The organism is Flavobacterium sp. GW821-FHT12A05 (assembly GCF_058807735.1).
The window spans coordinates 444,795-463,737 of the sequence record NZ_JBXAQY010000005.1; the positions used below are offsets into that span (position 1 = coordinate 444,795).

An 18,943-nucleotide genomic window follows, 5' to 3' on the forward strand; every position below is an offset into this window, starting at 1 on the left:
AATAAAAATATGAAGTTAAGTGATTCATTTAGTGGTGCGTTAAGAACATTCGCGTATTTTATGGCAAGTGGAACTCATTATAATTTGAAAGGGATTGATTATTTGTCTCTGTATGGTGAAGAACCAAGTGCAATTGAACAAGTGTTTGCTATTTATGCCAATGTTATTGAAATGGATGAAAATGGAACAGTACTTAACAATGAATATGCACAATTGAGAGCGACAGATTTTCTAAAACAATATTGTGATCCCAATTTTAAAGTTGATCCACCTTATGAAGAATGGGAAGTAGAGTTATATTGAAGTTTTGTAAAATAGAAAATTCGTGTAATTCGAGGCAAAACCTTTTAATCTGTGTAATCTGTGGCAAATAAAAAAAATAAAAAATGAGTAAAAATGTATTTGTAGAAGGGCCAATTGCTCCTGAATTTATAGCCGAATCGATTGCGAAACATCAATCGAAACATACGATTGGCGCGCACAATATTTTTTTAGGACAAGTTCGAGCCGATGTAATTCACGACAATACGGTTGTTGCAATTGATTATTCGGCTTATACGGATATGGCAAATGAATCTTTGCATGCGATCCGCGAGAAAGCTTTTGCCAAATTTGACTTGACCTGTATGCATATTTACCACAGTTTGGGTGTTGTGAAAGCGGGCGAAATTTGTTTGTTCGTCTTTGTTTCGGCAACACGCCGGAAGCAGGTTTATGAAGCAACAGAAGCCATTGTAAACTGGATTAAAACCGATGTGCCAATTTTTGGTAAAGAGATGTTTGAAAATGATACATTCACTTGGAAACAAAATACCTAATAAATTAAAATGGTAGATATTACGCATAAAATAAGCACATTAAGAGCAGCAACAGCAACGGCAATTGTAAAAGTCAGCAGACAGGAAACGATTGAGGCTGTAGTGAATAATTTGGTTCCGAAAGGAAATGTGTTTGAAATGGCTAAAACGGCAGGATTATTTGCAGTAAAAAACACGCATTTGTCTATTCCGGACTGCCACCCGATTCCGATTGAATTTACATCGGTAGAATATAAAATTGAAGGACTGGAGATTCATATTATCTTCAATGTAAAAACCGTTTATAAAACAGGAGTTGAGGTTGAGGCTATGCACGGTGCATCAATTGTAGCACTTACGATGTACGATATGTTGAAACCAATTGATAAGGAAATCGAAATTTCGACTATTAAATTGATTAATAAAGAAGGAGGGAAATCTTCTTTTAAAAATAAATTTCCGTACGCTATAAAAGCGGCAGTTTTCGTTTGTTCTGATTCCATTTTTGCGGGTGATAAAGAAGATCGTTCGGGAAAAATTATTGTAGAGAAATTAGATTCTTACGGAGTTGAAACAGCGCATTACGAAATTATTCCTGATGAATTAGATATTATTCAGGAAAGAACAAAGGCTTTTGCAAAAGACCATCAGCTGGTAATTTTTACTGGCGGAACCGGATTGTCTCCAAGAGATGTTACACCGGAAGCCTTGTCGCCAATTTTAGAAAGCAGAATTCCGGGAATCGAAGAAGCAATTCGCGATTACGGACAGCAGAGAATGCCTTATGCAATGTTATCCAGAACCGTAGCCGGAACTTTGGGTAAAAGCTTAGTTTTAGGATTGCCGGGCTCAACAAACGGAGTAAGAGAATCGATGGATGCTGTGTTTCCGCATGTTATGCACGTCTTTCATATATTAAAAGGAAAAAATCATGACAGCCTCTAACACTATTTTAACGGATGTTTTTGGGCGCAGACACAATTATCTGCGTATTTCGCTGCTGGAAAAATGCAATCTGCGTTGTACGTACTGCATGCCGGCTGACGGAATTGCGCTTTCTCCTAAAGCCAGTTTAATGACGGCCGATGAGATTTTTAGTATCGCTCAGACATTTGCAAAAAATGGTGTTGACAAAATTAGATTAACAGGCGGGGAACCGCTTTTACGAAAAGATTTTCCGGAGATTATTTCAAAATTATCTTCTTTGGATGTTTCGCTGTCTATAACTACAAACGGAATTTTAATCGACAGGCATATAGACGTTTTAAAGCGGTTTAAAGTCAGAAAGATCAATTTGAGTTTAGATACTTTGGTTGCATCTAAATTTCATTCTGTAACGCTTAGAAATCAATTTGAAAAGGTGATTGATAATCTTCATTTACTTTTAAATCATGATTTTCAGGTAAAAGTGAATGTGGTTTTGATGAAAGGTTTTAACGATAATGAAATTGTTGATTTTGTCAAACTAACGCAGTTTTTACCTATTTCGGTTCGTTTTATTGAGTTTATGCCTTTTGCGGGAAACCAATGGGACAGAAGTAAAATGGTTTCTCAAAATGAGATTTTATCTTTGGTAGAAAAAACTTTTTCTTCAGATGAAGTGGAGAAACTCGAAGACGAAATAAATTTTACTGCCAGAACTTATAAAATAAAAGGCTATCAAGGGAATTTCGGAATTATCAGTTCGATTACAAATCCGTTTTGTGACAGCTGTAACCGAATCCGTTTGACTGCCGATGGTAAAATTAAAAATTGTCTGTTCTCTAATTCCGAGACCGATCTTTTAACGCCATTTAGAAACGGCGAATCGATCACGAATCTAATCTCAGAATCTATTCAAAATAAAAAGAAAGTACGCGCAGGAATGGTTACAATTGATGAAATGAACGATCCTGCAAAACATTTTGATAATCGCAGTATGATTGCGATTGGAGGATAATAATTATTAATTGTGAATTGTGAATTGTGAATTGTGAATTGTGAATTGTGAATTGTGAGTAATCGTTAATATCCCTTTGACTCCGCTCGGGTGACACGGTTTGTCATTGCGAGGAACGAAGCAATCTCACTAATATTATCGTCAAAGAAAAAAAACTGCTTTTGTTCGTGTGGTTGCTTCGTTCCTCGCAATGACTCTTTGCCGCATAAAAAAAAAGGTTAAACTTATTAAAGTCAAACCTTTCTTTGATATTATTTTTTCTTTTTAGCTTTTGCCTTCTTTTTAGACTTTACTTTCTTTTTTGCAATTTTTTTCGCTTTAGCTTTTTCTTTCGCTTTTTTCGCTTTTTCTTTTTTCTTAGCAGCTGCTTTCAGTTTTGCTTTTTTAGCTTTTTCTTTCTGCTTGTCTTTTTTAGCTTTTTCTTTTTTCTTAGCTAATTTCTTTTTCGCTTTGTCTTTTTCTTTGTCTTTCACTTTTTTGGCTTTTTTATCAGATTTATTTTTAGCAGTTTCTTCTGTAGTAACTGCTTCGTTTGTGTTTTTATCTTTTGATTCAGCAACAGCTGTTTGAGTAACTGGCTTTTTTTCTTCTGTTTTAGCAGCGGGAGTCAGCACTTTTTTGGCAGGTGCTTTTCTTACTGCAGGTTTTGGAGCAGTTGTCGCAACGGCTTTTACAACAGCTTTAGCAGGTGCTTTAGTTGTAGTTGTTGTAGCTGTTTTTACAACAGATGCAGCTGGAGCTTTTGTTGCTGTTGAAGCTGCCGGTTTTGCAGTTGCAGCTGGTTTTGCAGTTGCTGCAGTTTTAACAGGTGCTTTACGTACTGGAGCTTTTGGTGCAGGTGTATTTACAGTTTTTGCGGTTTCAGCTGCTGGTTGAACGGCCTCAGGTTTTGGTGAATCAATTTTCTCTGGGGTAGTTTCTTCGGTCTTGTTTTCCATATTAAATGTGCTTTTAGATGAGGATTATTATTAACAATGTAACTAAATTGTTAAATTACGGTTAAGTAAAGATAACTATAAAACAAGTCTCCCAATGTTAAGTTTTTAGATAAAATTTAATGTTAAATATTTGAAAGTGAAATATTTGTGTTTTTTGAAGAAATTAAAAATCAAAATCTCTTAACAATTCTACATGAAAAAAAGGAGGAAATTGCTGTATAAATGAAGGAAATTGGATAAAATTGAGATATAAAATGGGAGTTGTAAAAGGTATAACGAAACTGTGAATTGTAAAATCTATTGTTCCACAAAGTTCTTTTGAAAATGACTGCCTAGCCCAGATGGGAGCGACATCTCCCGATTTAGAAAAACAAGGCTTTTTAGCCGTAGTTTTTGTTTATCGGGAATACAGCGGACAGCTGGAATAAGCTCCTAAAAATTATTCTTCGATATTAGTTTTCGGCAATTTACTTCGTCAGTTCGCTATCGCTCGTGTTCAGAATTTTGAAGTTGCTTTTAGGGGCTTCACATAAGGAACAGCAGTAATTTTCACCTAAATCGGTAAACAGAATTCCTTTTGGAATACCTTGATTCTCATCTCCATATTCTGGTTTATAAAGCGTTAAACATTCTTGGCATTGGTAAATATCTTGTTGAGGCTTTTCTTTTTTCTGTTGATTTTCGTTGCTTTCGGGAATTACATTTCCGAGTTCATCAAAGTATTTTCGGCTTAACTCAATTAAAATTGTCGGCAGTTCGAGTTTGTCAATGTCTTGCGAATGAACAATGTATTCCCGAGTATTAGGATCGAAATTCTTTGCAAACAAAACATTATAGGTATCGCGAATTTTAATGGATTCTAAGGCCGATGGAAGTTCGTTTTTTTCGACGACAATAGAAGTAAAGTAATGACCATCCCGATTGTATTCAGACAAGCCAAAAGTTAATCCGTAGGTACTGATGTCGAATTGGTCGAGTGTTCGAACCAAAAATGTTTTCAGATTCAAAGCCCATTCCATGGCAACAGGTAAATGCCAGTTTAATTCTAATAAGGAATGGCGAACGTTGATTCCTCTTTTGCCAAGGAATTTCTCCCATTCTAGTTTTCTGTCTTTTGGAATTCCTTTTATAATGAAAGATTTCCAGGGCGTGATGCAGATTTTTCCAATTTTGCAGTCAAAACATAAATCGCACATTTCTTTTAAGAAATCAAGATTATAAAGGTTATTTCGCCAATATAAACCCAGCCAGTATTGATCGATTCCCATTCTGTTCATTCCTTCGTAATACGGAAACGGATAAAACGGAATGCTTAAAGCTTTGTCTATTGTTCTGTTATTGGTATCCAATGCTTCGCTTACAAGACTAAAAATGAGATCGATTCCGATGGATTCTTCGGTGGTAATTTTTTCGATTTCATAATAGAATTTGGCAATATCCCAGCTGTAAATCAAAACGGGATACACTTCCATACGTTCCCATTTTGGCAGACGAATGTACAAATACCAATAATCTTCATGTTCTGAAGCGATGAAATTTAGATGTCCGGTAAACAACGGAACTAACTGTTGTTTCGGATCGTTTATGTTGACTTTAAGTTTTGGCTGTTCTTTAAAAAGTTCTAATATGTAAAGGAATTTATTGCCGGTAAGCCAATTGGTATTCCTGAAAATATCTGTCGAAACATAAGAGGAAACAATATTATTACCGCTTTTTTGATCCGGATAAACAAAATGATGTTTTCCTAAGGCTGATTTGTCTAAAGATTTAAATCCGTTTGGGAAAATAATATCCTGTCTGGAGCCAAACGAAATGGAATCCAATCCCTGATCCATCGCCATATTGACAACTTCTCTCAATTCTCCCGGAGAGATTACGCCTCCTTTTACTATTAATCTTGTTAGTTCCATTTTTTTAGTTTTCAGTTTTCAGTCGCAGTTTTCAGTCGCAGTTTTCAGTCTCGGTTTTCAGTCTCGGTTTTCAGTCTCAGTTTTCAGTCATAGTTTTCAGTCTCAATTTGCACTGAAAACTGAGACTGCGACTGAAAACTAAACTTTACACTTCGCCAATATCTCTTTAACCTCTGTTTTACAGCTGCCACAGCCTAGGCCGGCACCTGTATTTTTGCATAAATCGGTAAAATCGTTTACGCCGCTTTTGATTGTTTCTTCAATGTTTCCGGCTCCAACCTGACTGCAGGAACAGACTAGTTTGCCTAAAACCGGTTTTGCGTTTGAACTTCCTCTTAATAATAAATTTCGTTTGTCTGACAATTCGATTTTGCTTTCAATCATCGTTTTGAACTCGGCAAATTCGTTTTTATCTCCCATTAAAATAGCGCCAACAAGAAGATCGTCTTTTACAATACATTTTTTGTAATAACGTTTTTTCAAATCAGAGAAAACAATTTCTTCGTACGAATCATCATTTTCAGGAATCAGAATGTCGCCAATGCTGCATAGGTTAATATCTTCTAATTTCAAGATATTCATCAAGATAGACCCTTTGTAAAAACTACTGATGTCGCCTGCCAGAAAGTTGGCTAAAATATCGGCTTGTTCTTCGGCTGCAGATGTGATTCCAAATAGCTTATTATTGAATTCGGCTATTTCTCCAATCGCAAAAATATCCGGATTTGAGGTTTGTAAATACTGATTTACTTTTACGCCCCGTCCGCATGAGAGTCCACCTTCTCGGGCAATTTCTATATTTGGAATTGTTCCAATGGTATAAACGATGGCATTTGCGGTAATAATTCGGCCGCTTTTTAAGGCAATTTCTATTTCGTTTGGATTATCGGTTTCAAAAACGGTGCTGACTTCATTATCAAAATAAATTTGAATATCACGAAGCTGTACTTCTTCTGCCAATAATTTGCTGGATATTAAATCGAGCTGACGTTCCATTAAGCGCGAAGCTCTTTGAATTATAGTCGTCTTTACTTTTTTATGTTTTAAAGCTGCAGCCAATTCTAATCCTAATAAGCCGCCGCCAATAATAACAACATGCTGTTCTTCGGGCGGAAGATTAGTACTGTCTAGATGTTTTTTTAAGCGGTCTGCATCTTCTTTACGTCTTACGGTAAATCGGCCCGGAAGATGAAGCTGTGCATTTTCTGGAATAAAAGGCCGGCTTCCGGTGGCTAAAATCAGTGAGTCGAAAGAATGTGTTTCGCCTAAATTGTCTTTTATGGTTTTACTCGCCGGATCTATTTTTTCAATAGCAATACCAGCTTTCATTGTTATGTTGAGCTTATTTAAAGCTTCACCGTTTTTTACTTTTAAAAGTTGGTCCCAACTGAATTCTCCCGTCATATATTCGGGCAGTAAAACACGGTTGTAAAACGGATTTATTTCATTCGAAAAAACAATAATTTCATCGGTTGTGTTGAATTCACGGTAGTTTTGAATAAATCTAAAAGAAGCAGCTCCGGCTCCGACAATCGCAATTTTCTGAAAAGGTTTTACATATTTTGTAATCGCAACGGTGGTGAATTTAAAATCAGGTTCTTTTGAAACAGGATCCACAACCGTATTGGTTAAATTGTTGGTTCGGTTTAAATCATTTTCGAGTTGTTTTCCCCAATGCATCGGCAGGAAAACGACTTTTTCTTTAATGGAATCGGTTACTTTTATTTTTACTCTGACTTCACCATTTTTACTTGAAACAATAACTATATCGCCGTTTTTAATATTGTTTTTAAAAGCATCAATAGGATTAATTTCTAAAACCGGACTTGGTGTATGCGTCATTAATCGCGAAACTTTTCCCGTTTTGGTCATCGTATGCCATTGGTCGCGAACTCTTCCTGTTGTTAATATAAAGGGAAATTGCGGTGTTGGCTGTTCTGATGTATTTTCAATTACCGTTGGTAAATTGAAAATGGCTTTTTGCGATGGCGTGTAGAATTTTTTATCTGTAAATAGGCGGGGAGTTCCCGGATGTCCGTAATCTGGAACTGGCCACTGAAAAGTACCTTCGGTTTTTAAGCGATGATAATTTAAATACGATATATCAATGTTAGTGCCTTTTGTAAGTGCACAATGTTCTTTGTAAATTTCTTCGGCACTATTAAAATCGAAACCGTTAAAATTCATTTTTTTTGCAAAACGTATTAAGATTTCAATATCCGGAAGTGCTTCTCCGGGCGCATTAATTCCTTTTGGGAGATACGAAATGCGACGTTCCGAATTGGTCATTGTTCCTTCTTTCTCTAACCATCCAGCAGCGGGTAATAATAAATCGGCATATTTGGCCGTGTCGGCATTATGTGAAATATCCTGAACAACAACGAATTTAGCATTTTGAAGTGCTTTTTCAACTCGTCGAGAATCGGGTAAGCTTACCAATGGATTTGTGCAGATAATCCAAACCGCTTTCATTTTTCCAGATTCCAACGCATCGAACATTTCGGTAGCCGTTAAGCCGGGTTTATCTGAAAGTTCGTCAACGCCCCAAAAATCAGCCACTTCCTTACGATGCACCGGATTTGCAATGTCTTTGTGCGCGGCTAAAAGTGTTGCCATTCCGCCAACTTCACGTCCGCCCATTGCGTTAGGTTGTCCGGTTAAGGAAAAAGGCCCAGAACCGGGTTTTCCAATTTGTCCCGTTAATAAAGATAAATTTAGTAACGCTGTGTTTTTATCGACTCCAACAGCACTTTGGTTTAATCCCATTGCCCAGAATGAAAGGAAACCTTTTGCTTTTCCGATAATATCGGCTGCGAGTTTAATATCATTTACTGGAATTCCACAAAGTTTTGAAGCTTTTTCAAGTGAAGTACTTAGTACTAAATCTTTATATTGTTTGAAATTCTCGGCATTGTTTTTAACGAAATCATGATCTACGTATCCTTTTTCGATGATTCGTTTGGCAATAGCGTGATATAATATAATGTCTGATCCGGGAATAATCTGCAAATGCAAATCGGCAAAAGCAGCTGTATCTGTTCGCCTCGGATCGATTACGATTATTTTTGTCTTCGGATTTTTTTCTTTGTGTTTTTCAATTCTTCTGAATAGAATTGGATGACACCAAGCTGGATTTGCACCTGTAATTAAAATTGTATCCGAAAGTTCGATATCATCATAAGCAATAGGTACAGAATCTTCTCCAAAGGTTTTTTTATATCCCACAACGGCAGAACTCATACAAAGTCTCGAATTCGTATCTATATTATTGGTTTTCAAAAAACCTTTTACCAATTTATTTGTGAGATAATATTCTTCTGTTAAACATTGGCCTGAAATGTAAAACCCAATACTGTCCGGCCCATATTTTTTTATGATGGAAGTAAAAACAGCTGCAGCACGATCCAATGCAGTATTCCAGCTTACACGTTCTAAAGGATAGGTTTTACTTCCTCGCATTTCGGGATATAAGATTCTGTCTGAGGTATCGTTAACTACGTAATGCAGATTCATTCCTTTAGAACATAACATTCCTCTGTTTACCGGATGATCTTTGTCGCCTTCTACCATAACGCCGTTTTTGGCATCGTTGGTTACGATTATACCGCAGCCAACGCCACAATAGGAACAGGTAGTTTTGATTTTGGTATTTTGCATTACAGTTCTTTTTTTAGCGGCTGTTTTCTTGAATCTAGGGGATTTAGATAAATCACTTAAGCAAAAATAAGTATTTTTACGTATTAATACTTATTTTTCGAAATTTATTTTTTATTTTTGATGGAATTAAATGAGGAACAACAAATTAGATTTTAATCTTTTAAAAAAGAGAACTCATGAAAGAAGAGCAAACGATTTGTTATTCCTGTGCCAATGAAAACTGTTTTATCAAGAAACATTTGTATTTAGAGCAAATGACTCAGTATGTTTCGAAGAAACAGAATATTGTATGTAAAAAGGCGGATCAATTTATTACAGAAGGTCTGCCATTGCAAGGGCTTTATTTTATCTGTAAAGGAAAAGTGAAAACGGTAAAAACCGGAATTAACGGCCGTGAACAGATTGTTCGCCTGACAAAAAACGGTGATATAATTGGTTTTCGCGGATTTGGAACAGGAAAAAAGTACTTAATTGGCGCTTATGCCTTAGAAGATACTGTTTTATGTAACTTCAGTAATGAAACGATGCTGGAGATTTTAAAACATGTTCCCGAATTTACATACGCTTTAATGTTGTTTTATGCCGATGAATTGAATAAAAGTGAAAACAATATTCGGAAGATTGCACACATGAATGTCCGAGAACGCGTTATAGATTTACTGCTTTATATTCATCGTAAATTTGGACAAATCAATGGCTTAATCGATATTGAACTTTCACGAAAAGAAATCGCTGATTTTGCAGGAACTACAGAGGAACAAGCTATTCGTGTTATTTCAAGTCTTAAAAAAGAAACTTTAATTAAAACTGAAGGAAAAAGGATTGGGATTTTAGATGTTCCAGAATTAAAATCTGAAATTATGGAACATAAATATTTAGCAATTTAGATTTACGTAATAATACGTATTGCTTTTGTAGAGATACACCGAAGTGCATCTCTACGTCGGGATAAATTATTTTTTTCTGCCAATAAATCGAATTACAGAACCTTTTCCGTTATGAAATAAACCTTCATTCAATTCAATTTCTTTTTCCTCTAATTCGATAATTTGGTAATTAGGAAAATCGGCTTTGATTTCTTCGATTGAAAATAGGGATTCAATATCTTTTGGACCGCCTACTTTTTCATTGACAGCAAGATATTCTAAATGTTTTTTGCTGAAAGCTTCAAAAATAATAATACCATTTTTGCTTAACAATTTATCAAGCTGTTTGTGAATACTCGATTTAATTTCAGCCGGAAAATGAGCATAAATTAAAGCAATAGCATCAAATTGCTCTTCTTGGAAATCTAAGGTTTCTAATTCGCCAACCTGATAATCAATCGAAACATTGTTGTTTTCGGCCAGTCGGAGGGCTTTGTTTTTACCTTCTTCGCTAATATCAAAAGCCGAAACATTCCATCCTAATTTTGCAGTAAAAATGGCATTTCGTCCTTCACCTTCGGCAGGAAAAAGAATCGAACCGGGAGTGAGTTTTTCTATTTGTTCTTTTAAATAATTGTTGGGGTCTTCGCCGTACGCAAATTCTTCGCTGCTGTAACGGTCGTCCCACCTTTTGGTCCAGTTGTTCATGATTTATATATTGAATTTAATTATTAAAGGTTTATGGTCGCTGAGACTAGTCCAGTCTTGATAATTTCCTATTTCAACACTTTCCAGAGTTTCGATAAAATCATTTGATGCAAAGCAATAATCCAGATGATAAGGTTTGTTTTCGTGTCGGTAAAGATATAACGTTGGGTACTCTTCTTTGCCTTGTACTTGATTAAAATATTTATGATAAGTGCTAAAAATATTTTTGTCTCCTAATGCATTTACAACCGTTGTATGATTTCCTTCCCGTCGTGGTTTATCCCAAATGGTATTACTGTTGAAATCGCCAATTAAAATGGTTTTGGTTTCTTTAATAAGATCTTGATAATAATTAATTGCTTTCCAGACTTGAGTTATATATTGTCCGTCTTTGTCTTCGGGATTATTTGCCCAAATTGCGAATAGCGTGAAATCTATTTTTCCGCCAGTAACGGCTATTGGCAGGATATTTTTAAAGTTGGGATTATGACAATCGAGCAATTGAAACCGATAATCGCTGTACGAGAAAACACCAAGTCCTTTATGAGGATTTGTGCCATACCACAAAATTTGATTTGGTAATTGTATTCCGTCTGGAAATTTTAGTTTTTCAGGATTTTCACACTCAGAAATAACGACAATATCAGGATTATGAGCCAAAATGAATTCGGCTTTTTTCCTGAATGCCATGTTGCAATTCCAAGCTATGATTTTCATTTATAATTTATTTACCCTTAACCGACTAATTTTGTTTCACCATTAGCAATGTCAATTTCAGCAAAATTATGTTTTCCAATAACGATAAGCAGTTTGTTTGTGTTATAACCTACGTATCTAATTTCGGGTTGTCCCTTTTTTGGTTTTCCGCAAACCGAAATTACATTGGTCTGCCATTTCAATTTGCTTTTTTTATAGGCCGATATTGTTTGTAAATCATTTTCAACATAATAAATAATGTTGTTTTTTTTGATTCCTCTTTTTTGTGTTTTTGCAAAATTTATTTCTGAATTTTTTGAAATTAAGGCATCATTGTATTTTTGTGCGATGCCTGTTTGCGTAACAATAAAAGTTAACATTGATAGTTTTAGAAATGGTTTCATGAGATAGAATTTGGGGTTCGTAATCCATTCAAATATAGCTAATAAAACATACGATAATGTTCTTCAATGTTAAAAAAAAGATACCCTTTTCCAATACTGAAAAAGGGTAAACTAAAAAGTGTATATTTTAGAAAAAATCTATTTCTTCCAGCTAAAAATTTTAGGATCAACAGATATCATTAACCAAGCCCAATTATTAGTATGACTTGTATCTCCACCTTTTACAAATTCCATTGTTTTAGATCCAAACATTTGAGAGTAACCTCCAGTTACGGTTATGTTTTTCTTGAAATTATATCCAAAAGTTGCATCAATCTCAGTTCCTAAATACGAATCTAATTTTTCATTTAGAGGCGTAACAACATCAGCAGCTGTTAAAAACACATGTGGAATCAAAGCAAACTGCCATTTGTTTACATTGTAATTTAGTTTGATAAAGGCATCTTGTAAACCATAGCTATTGATGTAATTTCCAACATAAAAATAATCCATATAACCGTTAAATCCGTGGTTGGTCCCAAAAAGCGGATTAAAAGATTTGATTACCGTACTTCCGTCATTTGAAGATTTTCCAGATAAAAATTCGTAACCTAAATCTAGTTTAAAAGCTTCTGTTATGTTATATCCTAAATTGGCTGCAGCATTCCAAGCACTTACCTGTTTATCATTGCTTTTTCCAGTTTGCCCATACAACCAAAAGTTAGTGTCTAATTTACCTTTTTTATAAGTCACATAAGATCCAAAAGTTTGTTTGTAATCTACAAGAATTTTGCTCTCTGGAGTATTTGGATTACGAGTAAATTCGTAACCTGTATTCAATACTAAAAAGCTTGTGCCTAAATTTTCACTGAATTGGTTATGGTACCAAGCATATTGCATATTTTTATACATGTTTGGCACCGTATAAGCAGTTTGAACAAGATTTTCGGCATCTGAGTTGTATGCGCCTCCAAAATCTAATTTTTGAGTTTCATTGTGAAAAGAAACTATTAACGCGTCATGGCTTTGTCCTTGCTGTGCCCAATCCAGTCCTCCAAGGATACGCTGATTATCATAAGAAAGAACCTGACGTCCCATTCTGGCGCTCCATTTTTCAGTAAAATTATATTGTGCCCAAGCTTCGAAAACTGCTACTCCATTTGCATCTTTTGTTGTGGTAGTTGGTACATCTCCCCAAGTTCTTGTATTTTGGAAAGTTAATTTTACAATTAAATCCTCTTGTTTATAATTAATACCTAAACGGGAACGTTGTGAAATTTGCGATGTTCCCTCCTGGCCATAATTTAGCGGTTGTTTGAATCCGTTACGATATTCAAAACGCGGTCTTAATTGTAGATTTACATCTAGTTCTTGTGCCTGAATGTCAAAGCTTATTCCTGCTAATAATAAGAACAAAATTATTTGTAGTTTTTTCATAATTGGTCTTTTTTAAAATTCAAATTTATAAGAAAAATAGTTCTTTTTTTATGATAAAAATCATGTTTAACTAGTTTTATACGCTTAAATTTAAGTTTTAACTGCTTGTACTTCAATTATTTCGCAAATATAAGTGTTTTTTTGTTAATAATGTTAATGGTATAATGCATCCAGATTAAACAAATAAGAGAAAAAAGAAAAATAAAAATCCAAGAACTCGACCAGATTCCGGTTGCAGTTAGTAAATACCCGAAGATTATTGGGCCGAAAAAGCCTCCTAAACCGCCAATCATTCCAACCATGCCGCCAACAACTCCAACTTCTGTAGGGAAGTATTCCGGAATGTGTTTGTAAACAGCCGCTTTTCCTATTCCCCATGAAATTCCAATTAAAATTACCAAAACCAAAAAGACCCACATATTGGCATCGAACTTAATAACCGTAATTCCTTTGGCCAGAAGTTCTTTTTTCTTTACGGTTTGATTTTGTGCTACCACAACTTGCTGCCATGAAGAACTTGTTGGAAAAATAGCATTCTCCGTATTATTTTCTTTTTTTTGAGCAATGGCAAAATCAGTCTTTCCTAATTTAATATTGTCTTTTGTTACAGAAGTTATTGTTCCTTTTTTGGAGGCCAAAATTCCTGGACCAGTGGTTGTTATTTCCATTTTTGGAATCATTAATAAAGCACTCAATAGTACGGATGAGCTTAAAACCCAATACATAACTTTTCGAGCCCCGAATTTATCTGATAAATATCCTCCAAAAGCCCTGATTACACCAGATGGCAGACTAAAAAGTGTGGCAAATAAACCACCCATAACTAAACTGGTTTGGTAAACGTTCATAAAGTTTGGCAAAAGCCATTGTGAGTAGGCCACAAAACATCCAAAAACTAAAAAATAATAGGCTCCAAAACGCCAAACTCGTGTCGATTTTAGTGAACTAAGCATTTGGGAAACTGTTTTTGTATTGTTTTCTATTTTTTTGTTTTGTGCAAAAATCAAAAAAGCAATACCTATTGCAACTAAAGAAACGGCGTAAATAACTGGGAGTATTTTCCAGCCGTTTTGCGGATCATTGATAGAAAAATGATTTAATAGTGAAGGTGCGAGAAAAGTAGTGATTGCGGCTCCGGCATTTCCCATCCCGAAGATTCCGAGTGCGCGTCCCTGCCATTCTTTTGGATACCAGATGGAGGTATATCCAATTCCAACGGCAAAGCTGGTTCCAACCATCCCGAAGAAAAAGCTAAGCAAAGCAAACATAAAGAAACTGTTGGCATAAGGGAGAAGGAATAACGGAATAGAGCAGAGCAGGAGTAAAAGCGAAAAAACATATTTGCCTCCAAATTTATCGGTTAAGATTCCAATAGGAAGACGCATAATAGAACCCGTTAAAATTGGAATTCCAAGAAGCCAGCCAACCTGAACTACGTTCCAATTGAAAATTCCGTTATCGACTAAAAAGGTTACTAAAACCCCGTTTAATGTCCAGCAGGCAAAACACACTGTAAAAGCCAATGTGTTTAAGAATAAAATTTTATGCGATTGAGATAGTGAGTTTGTGTTTTTCATAGTACTTGATTTTTGAGTAAAAATAAGTACTATAACTTAGTTGAAAGATGCTAAAACGCAGGTTTTGAAAAATAATTACGTATTTATACGTATTTTTTATATCAAAGAATATTCTGTGGCTTTATTAGAAAGTTCCATTAAATTTTTCACTTTTAGCTTTTTCATCAGGTTAAAACGGTGCACTTCGGCAGTTCGTTTACTGATATCAAGGGCTTCAGCAATTTCTTTATTTCCTTTTCCAGATAATAAAAGACTTAGAATTTCTTTTTCTCTTTTGGTAATCATCATTTCCTCGGCTAAATTTTGCTTAGGCTCTAATGAATTAGAAGGATTTGTGAGTTGGCTGATTAAGATAGAGGAGATGTCACCGCTAAAATATTTTCCGCCTGCAGCAACAGTATGTAAAGCTTTTAAGAATTCTTCTTTACTTGAACCTTTTAGCAAATAACCATCCGCACCGGCTTTTATAGATTTTAGTACATATTCTTCCGATTCGTGCATCGAAAGCATGATGATTTTTACGCTGTTATTTTCGCTTCTAAGTTTTTCTACTACCTCAATACCAGTTAGATTAGGCATACGAATATCTACTATAAGTAAATCGGGTTTGGTTTCTGCAACCACTTCAAGCGCATCGGCACCATCAATTGCTTCGCCTGCAACCTCAATGTTCGCTTCATTTTCAAGTAGAGATTTAATTCCATCTCTAACAAAAACATGATCGTCTGCTAGTACTACACGAATGATATTACTCATAGTTTACTTAATTTGATTTTGGATTTCTTACGTATATTCATCTAAAAAGAAGATGCTAATATACGTACTTTTTTTAAAAATAAATTCCAATATTAAAATTTCTAATGTTGGAAATCCCAAATTCCAAAGTCGAGTGAGGTCAACTTTGTCAAAGTTTAAAACTTTGACAAAGTTTGGAGCTAAATTACCTCCAGCTTTAGCTGGAGGTAATTGATTTGTTTTACTTTAAATTTTATATAAAATCAAAATCTCTTTTGAAAACGAGTGCCCGCGAGAGGGATAGGAGGAAGCTACCGAAGTAGCCCGAATAGCCCGACAGCATCCTGATAAGAGGGCGAATAAAGACAAAGTGAGTCTGCCCTCTTATCGGGATGGTGGCTTGCCCTAATAAATTAGATAATTTGAAAATGCTATAATTAGATAATGATTTTATCGATTTTCTTTACGTGGGCTTCGACTTCGCTCAGCCTGACAAATGGAAGTTCGACGTTTAGGTAAATTATCTCATTATCCAATTTTCTAATTGACACATTATCTTATTTAAGAATCGGAATATTAAAGGTAATCCTTGTTCCTTCGCCTGGAATTGAATTGATGAAAACGCGTCCGTTGATGTATTGAATTCTTTCTTTCATAAATAATAATCCCATTCCGGATTCGCTGTTTCGTTTTTTGTCTACGGAGGCAATGTCGAAACCTTTTCCGTTATCGTCAATAATAATGCTTAAGAGGGTTTCGCTATGCGATAACTGTACAATAATATGCGATGATTCGGCGTATTTTATGGCGTTATTGATGGCTTCCTGCGTAAGACGATAAATATTGATTTCAATTAAAGAATCTAAACGCTGATCGAAATCGGTTTTATTGTAGAAAAGAATTTCTTTTCCGGTTAATTTTGAAAGCTCCTGCGTGAGTTTTGCCAGAGAAGAAACGATTCCGTGATCGCTTAATTCCGGCGGCATTAAATTGAATGTTGCCGTGCGAACGCCTTTTATAATATCAAGTGAAAGTTTCTTTAAATATTCGATTTTCTGTGCCGCTTTTTCTTTGTCATCCAGATTGATACTTTCTAAACTGAACTTTAAACCGGTAAGCATTTGACCAATTCCGTCGTGAATTTCTTTGGCAATTCGGTTTTGTTCGTTCTCTTGGTTTTCAACAATTTTACTGGAAATAATCTTTTGCTGATTGATTTTTTCGGTGATGTTTTCGAGATTCAAACGTTCTACTTCACGCTGTGCTTTTTTACGTTCGGTAATGTTGAAACATACGATTAAAAGTTCCAGCTCATTTTTTTTAATTGTTACGGGAACCATTGATAAATCGAGCCAGATCGTTTGATCTTCTTTGTTTAGAATTTTAATTTCGCCCTGCCAGCCGCTTCTTTGTTTTTCGAAAATAAGACGATCAACATTGAGCTGTTCTTTTTCGTCAATCGTTAAAACTTCAGAGAATTTTTTGTTGGACGAAAATTTGGTGTAGTTTAAAAGTTTGGCGAATTTTTCTCCAATATGAATTATAGAGCCATCAGGTGCAATTCGGCAATAAAGCAAGGTGTTTTCCATTGCATAATTGAGCGATTTTAATTCCTTAACGGAGTTTTCCTTGATTTCGCTAATAATTTCAGTATCGTGAGCCAGTTTTAAGGCTTTCTTTTCTGAAGATAAAAGTTTAGCAATTAGTCTTTCGATTTTCTTATTTGTGGGTTTAAAAATGAAGAAAAATTCTAAAAGCAGTACCAAAAGTGTAAACCCAAAAATCCAGTATTCTATTTTGCGCTGTTCGGTTACTTTTTCATGTGCTTCGAGATCATATTGGGTTACAATCTGATTCATTTTGGATAGAAAAACGCCTTCGTTTTCTAAAATAGTCTGCACCAGTTTTTGATTTTCAGCAGATTGTTTTTTCTGTTCTAAATTCGATAAAAATGAATGGGTTGTCTGTGCAATTTTATTGAAAATGGGATTGATTTCCAGATATAATTTAGAGAGTGTTTCTGATTTTTCTTTTGGGAAGGCCAAGCTGTCACTGCCATTTTCGAGTGCGTTTTGGTTTTTTTTCCAAAGTGATAAAACGTCTTTTAAATGTGAGATTTGTTTAGACGAAGCGGTGTCTGAAACATAATGAAGAATGAGAACTTCTTTTACAATTTTCTGGCTCAGCATTCTCTGCTTGCCCGAAAAATTAATGATTTTAGAATCGCTTAACTGCTGATTCAGATTGTATTGTACTAAAACTTGACTTACGATTATGGTTAAGGCAATAGTAAGAAGCGCAAAAAAATACAGTCGGCGTAAATTTTTGAAAGTGATTTTATCTGCAGCTTCCTGATTGCTTTTTTTCATTCGAAGATAATATTTGTCTTTCTATAGGAAAATGGAATTCGCTTTAGCTCATTTCATATTTTTTTACAATCCCAAAGAAGCTTTTATAAGGTTTAAATTTTCTTCGGAATAATTGATTTTTAAGGCTTCCTGATGTCCTTTGTCTGACATTTTATCCCAGGTTTTTTTGATGATGTTTTTTAGTTTTTCTTCGTCGTGTTTGTGAACAAAAGGATCTAAATAATACTCTAAAAACACAAGGCAGATAACATCTTCTAATAGTTGAGTTTCGGCATCTTTTTTAAGCAGTTTTTTTTCGATTAAAAAAGAAACACGATCGATAAAAGTTTGATCGTAACCTGCTTTTTCCAGAATTTCGGCAGTAGTTTTAGCATGAAATTTTTTAAGTTCTTCTCTCCATTTCAAATAACCAACACGATCCATAGGGTACGATTCGCGCGCAACTTTCCATCGGCAGATGTGTTGTGCTTTTGAGGCAATTTGAATTTGTTCTGAAGCTTCGGGTTCAAACTGCATTAATCGTTCATACATTCGATTAGAATATAGTAATTCCTTTGGGTACTCTGTGTTTTGATCGATTTCGATATTTGGATCTTGTGCGTTTTCAGCATCAATCCATTCGCTTGCTTTTTGAAAAGGTGTAGTCATTTTTTGGTTTGATAATAGAATTTCAAAGATACGGAATTAAGTTTTTTTCTGCCGCGAATTTCTCGAATTAGTGCGGATTTATTGGTTTGTTTTTTGCCACAGATTAAAGGATTTTATGGATTTAATCTTGTGTTAAGTTTTTTTTCCATGAATTTCGCGAATTATTGGTTTGTTTTTTGCCACAGATTAAAGGATTTTATGGATTTAATCTTGTGTTAAGTTTTTTTTTTGCCATGAATTTCGCGAATTATTGTTTTGTTTTTTTGCCACAGATTAAAGGATT

16 protein-coding genes are annotated in these 18,943 nt (G+C 35.0%); 5 read left to right on the forward strand and 11 right to left on the reverse strand.

Translation table 11 applies throughout. The features are described 5' to 3' along the window. Positions 1-9: 9 nt before the first annotated feature. From AC1RRQ_RS14225 to moaA, 4 genes are all read left to right on the forward strand, one after another. Entirely contained in the window at positions 10-303 is a 294-nt protein-coding gene (locus AC1RRQ_RS14225) for a DUF7677 family protein (RefSeq protein ID WP_493023698.1), read from the forward strand. 83 nt (positions 304-386) lie between these two features. Next, complete coding sequence (locus AC1RRQ_RS14230; protein WP_493023699.1) at positions 387-818, forward strand: molybdenum cofactor biosynthesis protein MoaE; 432 nt, start codon at positions 387-389, stop codon at positions 816-818. 9 nt (positions 819-827) lie between these two features. Further along, the gene (gene moaCB, locus AC1RRQ_RS14235) at positions 828-1,742 is read left to right on the forward strand and encodes a bifunctional molybdenum cofactor biosynthesis protein MoaC/MoaB (RefSeq protein WP_493023700.1); all 915 of its coding nucleotides are present in this window, start codon (positions 828-830) and stop codon (positions 1,740-1,742) included. Next, positions 1,729-2,736, forward strand: a complete 1,008-nt coding sequence (gene moaA, locus AC1RRQ_RS14240; RefSeq protein WP_493023701.1) for a GTP 3',8-cyclase MoaA — start codon at positions 1,729-1,731, stop codon at positions 2,734-2,736. The genes moaCB and moaA overlap by 14 nt, the downstream gene beginning before the upstream one ends. A gap of 251 nt (positions 2,737-2,987) precedes the next feature. On the opposite strand, the gene AC1RRQ_RS14245 is transcribed toward moaA, so the two are convergent. The 3 genes from AC1RRQ_RS14245 to AC1RRQ_RS14255 all read right to left on the reverse strand — a co-directional run bounded on the left by AC1RRQ_RS14245 (position 2,988) and on the right by AC1RRQ_RS14255 (position 9,241). Next, a complete protein-coding gene (locus AC1RRQ_RS14245) occupies positions 2,988-3,674 on the reverse strand; it encodes a hypothetical protein (RefSeq protein WP_493023702.1) in 687 nt (228 codons plus the stop codon). Between the two features lie 467 nt (positions 3,675-4,141). Next, complete coding sequence (locus AC1RRQ_RS14250; protein ID WP_493023703.1) at positions 4,142-5,584, reverse strand: rubredoxin; 1,443 nt, start codon at positions 5,582-5,584, stop codon at positions 4,142-4,144. 138 nt (positions 5,585-5,722) lie between these two features. Then, positions 5,723-9,241 carry a molybdopterin-dependent oxidoreductase gene (locus AC1RRQ_RS14255; protein ID WP_493023704.1) on the reverse strand — a complete coding sequence of 1,173 codons (3,519 nt, stop codon included), beginning with the start codon at positions 9,239-9,241 and terminating at the stop codon, positions 5,723-5,725. 176 nt (positions 9,242-9,417) lie between these two features. Between AC1RRQ_RS14255 and AC1RRQ_RS14260 the strand changes: the two genes are divergently transcribed. Beyond that, a complete protein-coding gene (locus tag AC1RRQ_RS14260) occupies positions 9,418-10,128 on the forward strand; it encodes a Crp/Fnr family transcriptional regulator (protein ID WP_493023705.1) in 711 nt (236 codons plus the stop codon). A 66-nt stretch (positions 10,129-10,194) separates the two neighbouring features. Here AC1RRQ_RS14260 and AC1RRQ_RS14265 read toward each other — a convergent pair whose 3' ends face one another. The 8 genes from AC1RRQ_RS14265 to AC1RRQ_RS14300 form a co-directional block, all read right to left on the reverse strand. Then, positions 10,195-10,815 (reverse strand): class I SAM-dependent methyltransferase, encoded by a 621-nt coding sequence (locus AC1RRQ_RS14265; protein ID WP_493023706.1) that lies wholly within the window; start codon positions 10,813-10,815, stop codon positions 10,195-10,197. A 3-nt stretch (positions 10,816-10,818) separates the two neighbouring features. Then, positions 10,819-11,532, reverse strand: a complete 714-nt coding sequence (locus AC1RRQ_RS14270; RefSeq protein ID WP_493023707.1) for an endonuclease/exonuclease/phosphatase family protein — start codon at positions 11,530-11,532, stop codon at positions 10,819-10,821. A gap of 17 nt (positions 11,533-11,549) precedes the next feature. Beyond that, positions 11,550-11,915 carry a hypothetical protein gene (locus tag AC1RRQ_RS14275; protein WP_493023708.1) on the reverse strand — a complete coding sequence of 122 codons (366 nt, stop codon included), beginning with the start codon at positions 11,913-11,915 and terminating at the stop codon, positions 11,550-11,552. Positions 11,916-12,053: 138 nt separating this feature from the next. Next, positions 12,054-13,331, reverse strand: a complete 1,278-nt coding sequence (locus tag AC1RRQ_RS14280; RefSeq protein ID WP_493023709.1) for an alginate export family protein — start codon at positions 13,329-13,331, stop codon at positions 12,054-12,056. Between the two features lie 116 nt (positions 13,332-13,447). Further along, a complete protein-coding gene (locus tag AC1RRQ_RS14285) occupies positions 13,448-14,908 on the reverse strand; it encodes an MFS transporter (protein WP_493023710.1) in 1,461 nt (486 codons plus the stop codon). 96 nt (positions 14,909-15,004) lie between these two features. After that, positions 15,005-15,664, reverse strand: a complete 660-nt coding sequence (locus tag AC1RRQ_RS14290) for a response regulator (RefSeq protein WP_493023711.1) — start codon at positions 15,662-15,664, stop codon at positions 15,005-15,007. 536 nt (positions 15,665-16,200) lie between these two features. Next, entirely contained in the window at positions 16,201-18,012 is a 1,812-nt protein-coding gene (locus AC1RRQ_RS14295; protein WP_493023712.1) for a sensor histidine kinase, read from the reverse strand. A gap of 63 nt (positions 18,013-18,075) precedes the next feature. Further along, entirely contained in the window at positions 18,076-18,660 is a 585-nt protein-coding gene (locus AC1RRQ_RS14300) for a DUF4202 domain-containing protein (protein ID WP_493023713.1), read from the reverse strand. Positions 18,661-18,943 lie beyond the last annotated feature (283 nt).

Bases quoted from the DNA above. Each gene is read 5' to 3' on its own strand.
- AC1RRQ_RS14225 (WP_493023698.1), top strand. From the start codon at position 10: ATGAAGTTAAGTGATTCATTTAGTGGTGCGTTAAGAACATTCGCGTAT.
- AC1RRQ_RS14230 (WP_493023699.1), top strand. From the start codon at position 387: ATGAGTAAAAATGTATTTGTAGAAGGGCCAATTGCTCCTGAATTTATA.
- moaCB (WP_493023700.1), top strand. From the start codon at position 828: ATGGTAGATATTACGCATAAAATAAGCACATTAAGAGCAGCAACAGCA.
- moaA (WP_493023701.1), top strand. From the start codon at position 1,729: ATGACAGCCTCTAACACTATTTTAACGGATGTTTTTGGGCGCAGACAC.
- AC1RRQ_RS14245 (WP_493023702.1), bottom strand. From the start codon at position 3,674: ATGGAAAACAAGACCGAAGAAACTACCCCAGAGAAAATTGATTCACCA.
- AC1RRQ_RS14250 (WP_493023703.1), bottom strand. From the start codon at position 5,584: ATGGAACTAACAAGATTAATAGTAAAAGGAGGCGTAATCTCTCCGGGA.
- AC1RRQ_RS14255 (WP_493023704.1), bottom strand. From the start codon at position 9,241: ATGCAAAATACCAAAATCAAAACTACCTGTTCCTATTGTGGCGTTGGC.
- AC1RRQ_RS14260 (WP_493023705.1), top strand. From the start codon at position 9,418: ATGAAAGAAGAGCAAACGATTTGTTATTCCTGTGCCAATGAAAACTGT.
- AC1RRQ_RS14265 (WP_493023706.1), bottom strand. From the start codon at position 10,815: ATGAACAACTGGACCAAAAGGTGGGACGACCGTTACAGCAGCGAAGAA.
- AC1RRQ_RS14270 (WP_493023707.1), bottom strand. From the start codon at position 11,532: ATGAAAATCATAGCTTGGAATTGCAACATGGCATTCAGGAAAAAAGCC.
- AC1RRQ_RS14275 (WP_493023708.1), bottom strand. From the start codon at position 11,915: ATGAAACCATTTCTAAAACTATCAATGTTAACTTTTATTGTTACGCAA.
- AC1RRQ_RS14280 (WP_493023709.1), bottom strand. From the start codon at position 13,331: ATGAAAAAACTACAAATAATTTTGTTCTTATTATTAGCAGGAATAAGC.
- AC1RRQ_RS14285 (WP_493023710.1), bottom strand. From the start codon at position 14,908: ATGAAAAACACAAACTCACTATCTCAATCGCATAAAATTTTATTCTTA.
- AC1RRQ_RS14290 (WP_493023711.1), bottom strand. From the start codon at position 15,664: ATGAGTAATATCATTCGTGTAGTACTAGCAGACGATCATGTTTTTGTT.
- AC1RRQ_RS14295 (WP_493023712.1), bottom strand. From the start codon at position 18,012: ATGAAAAAAAGCAATCAGGAAGCTGCAGATAAAATCACTTTCAAAAAT.
- AC1RRQ_RS14300 (WP_493023713.1), bottom strand. From the start codon at position 18,660: ATGACTACACCTTTTCAAAAAGCAAGCGAATGGATTGATGCTGAAAAC.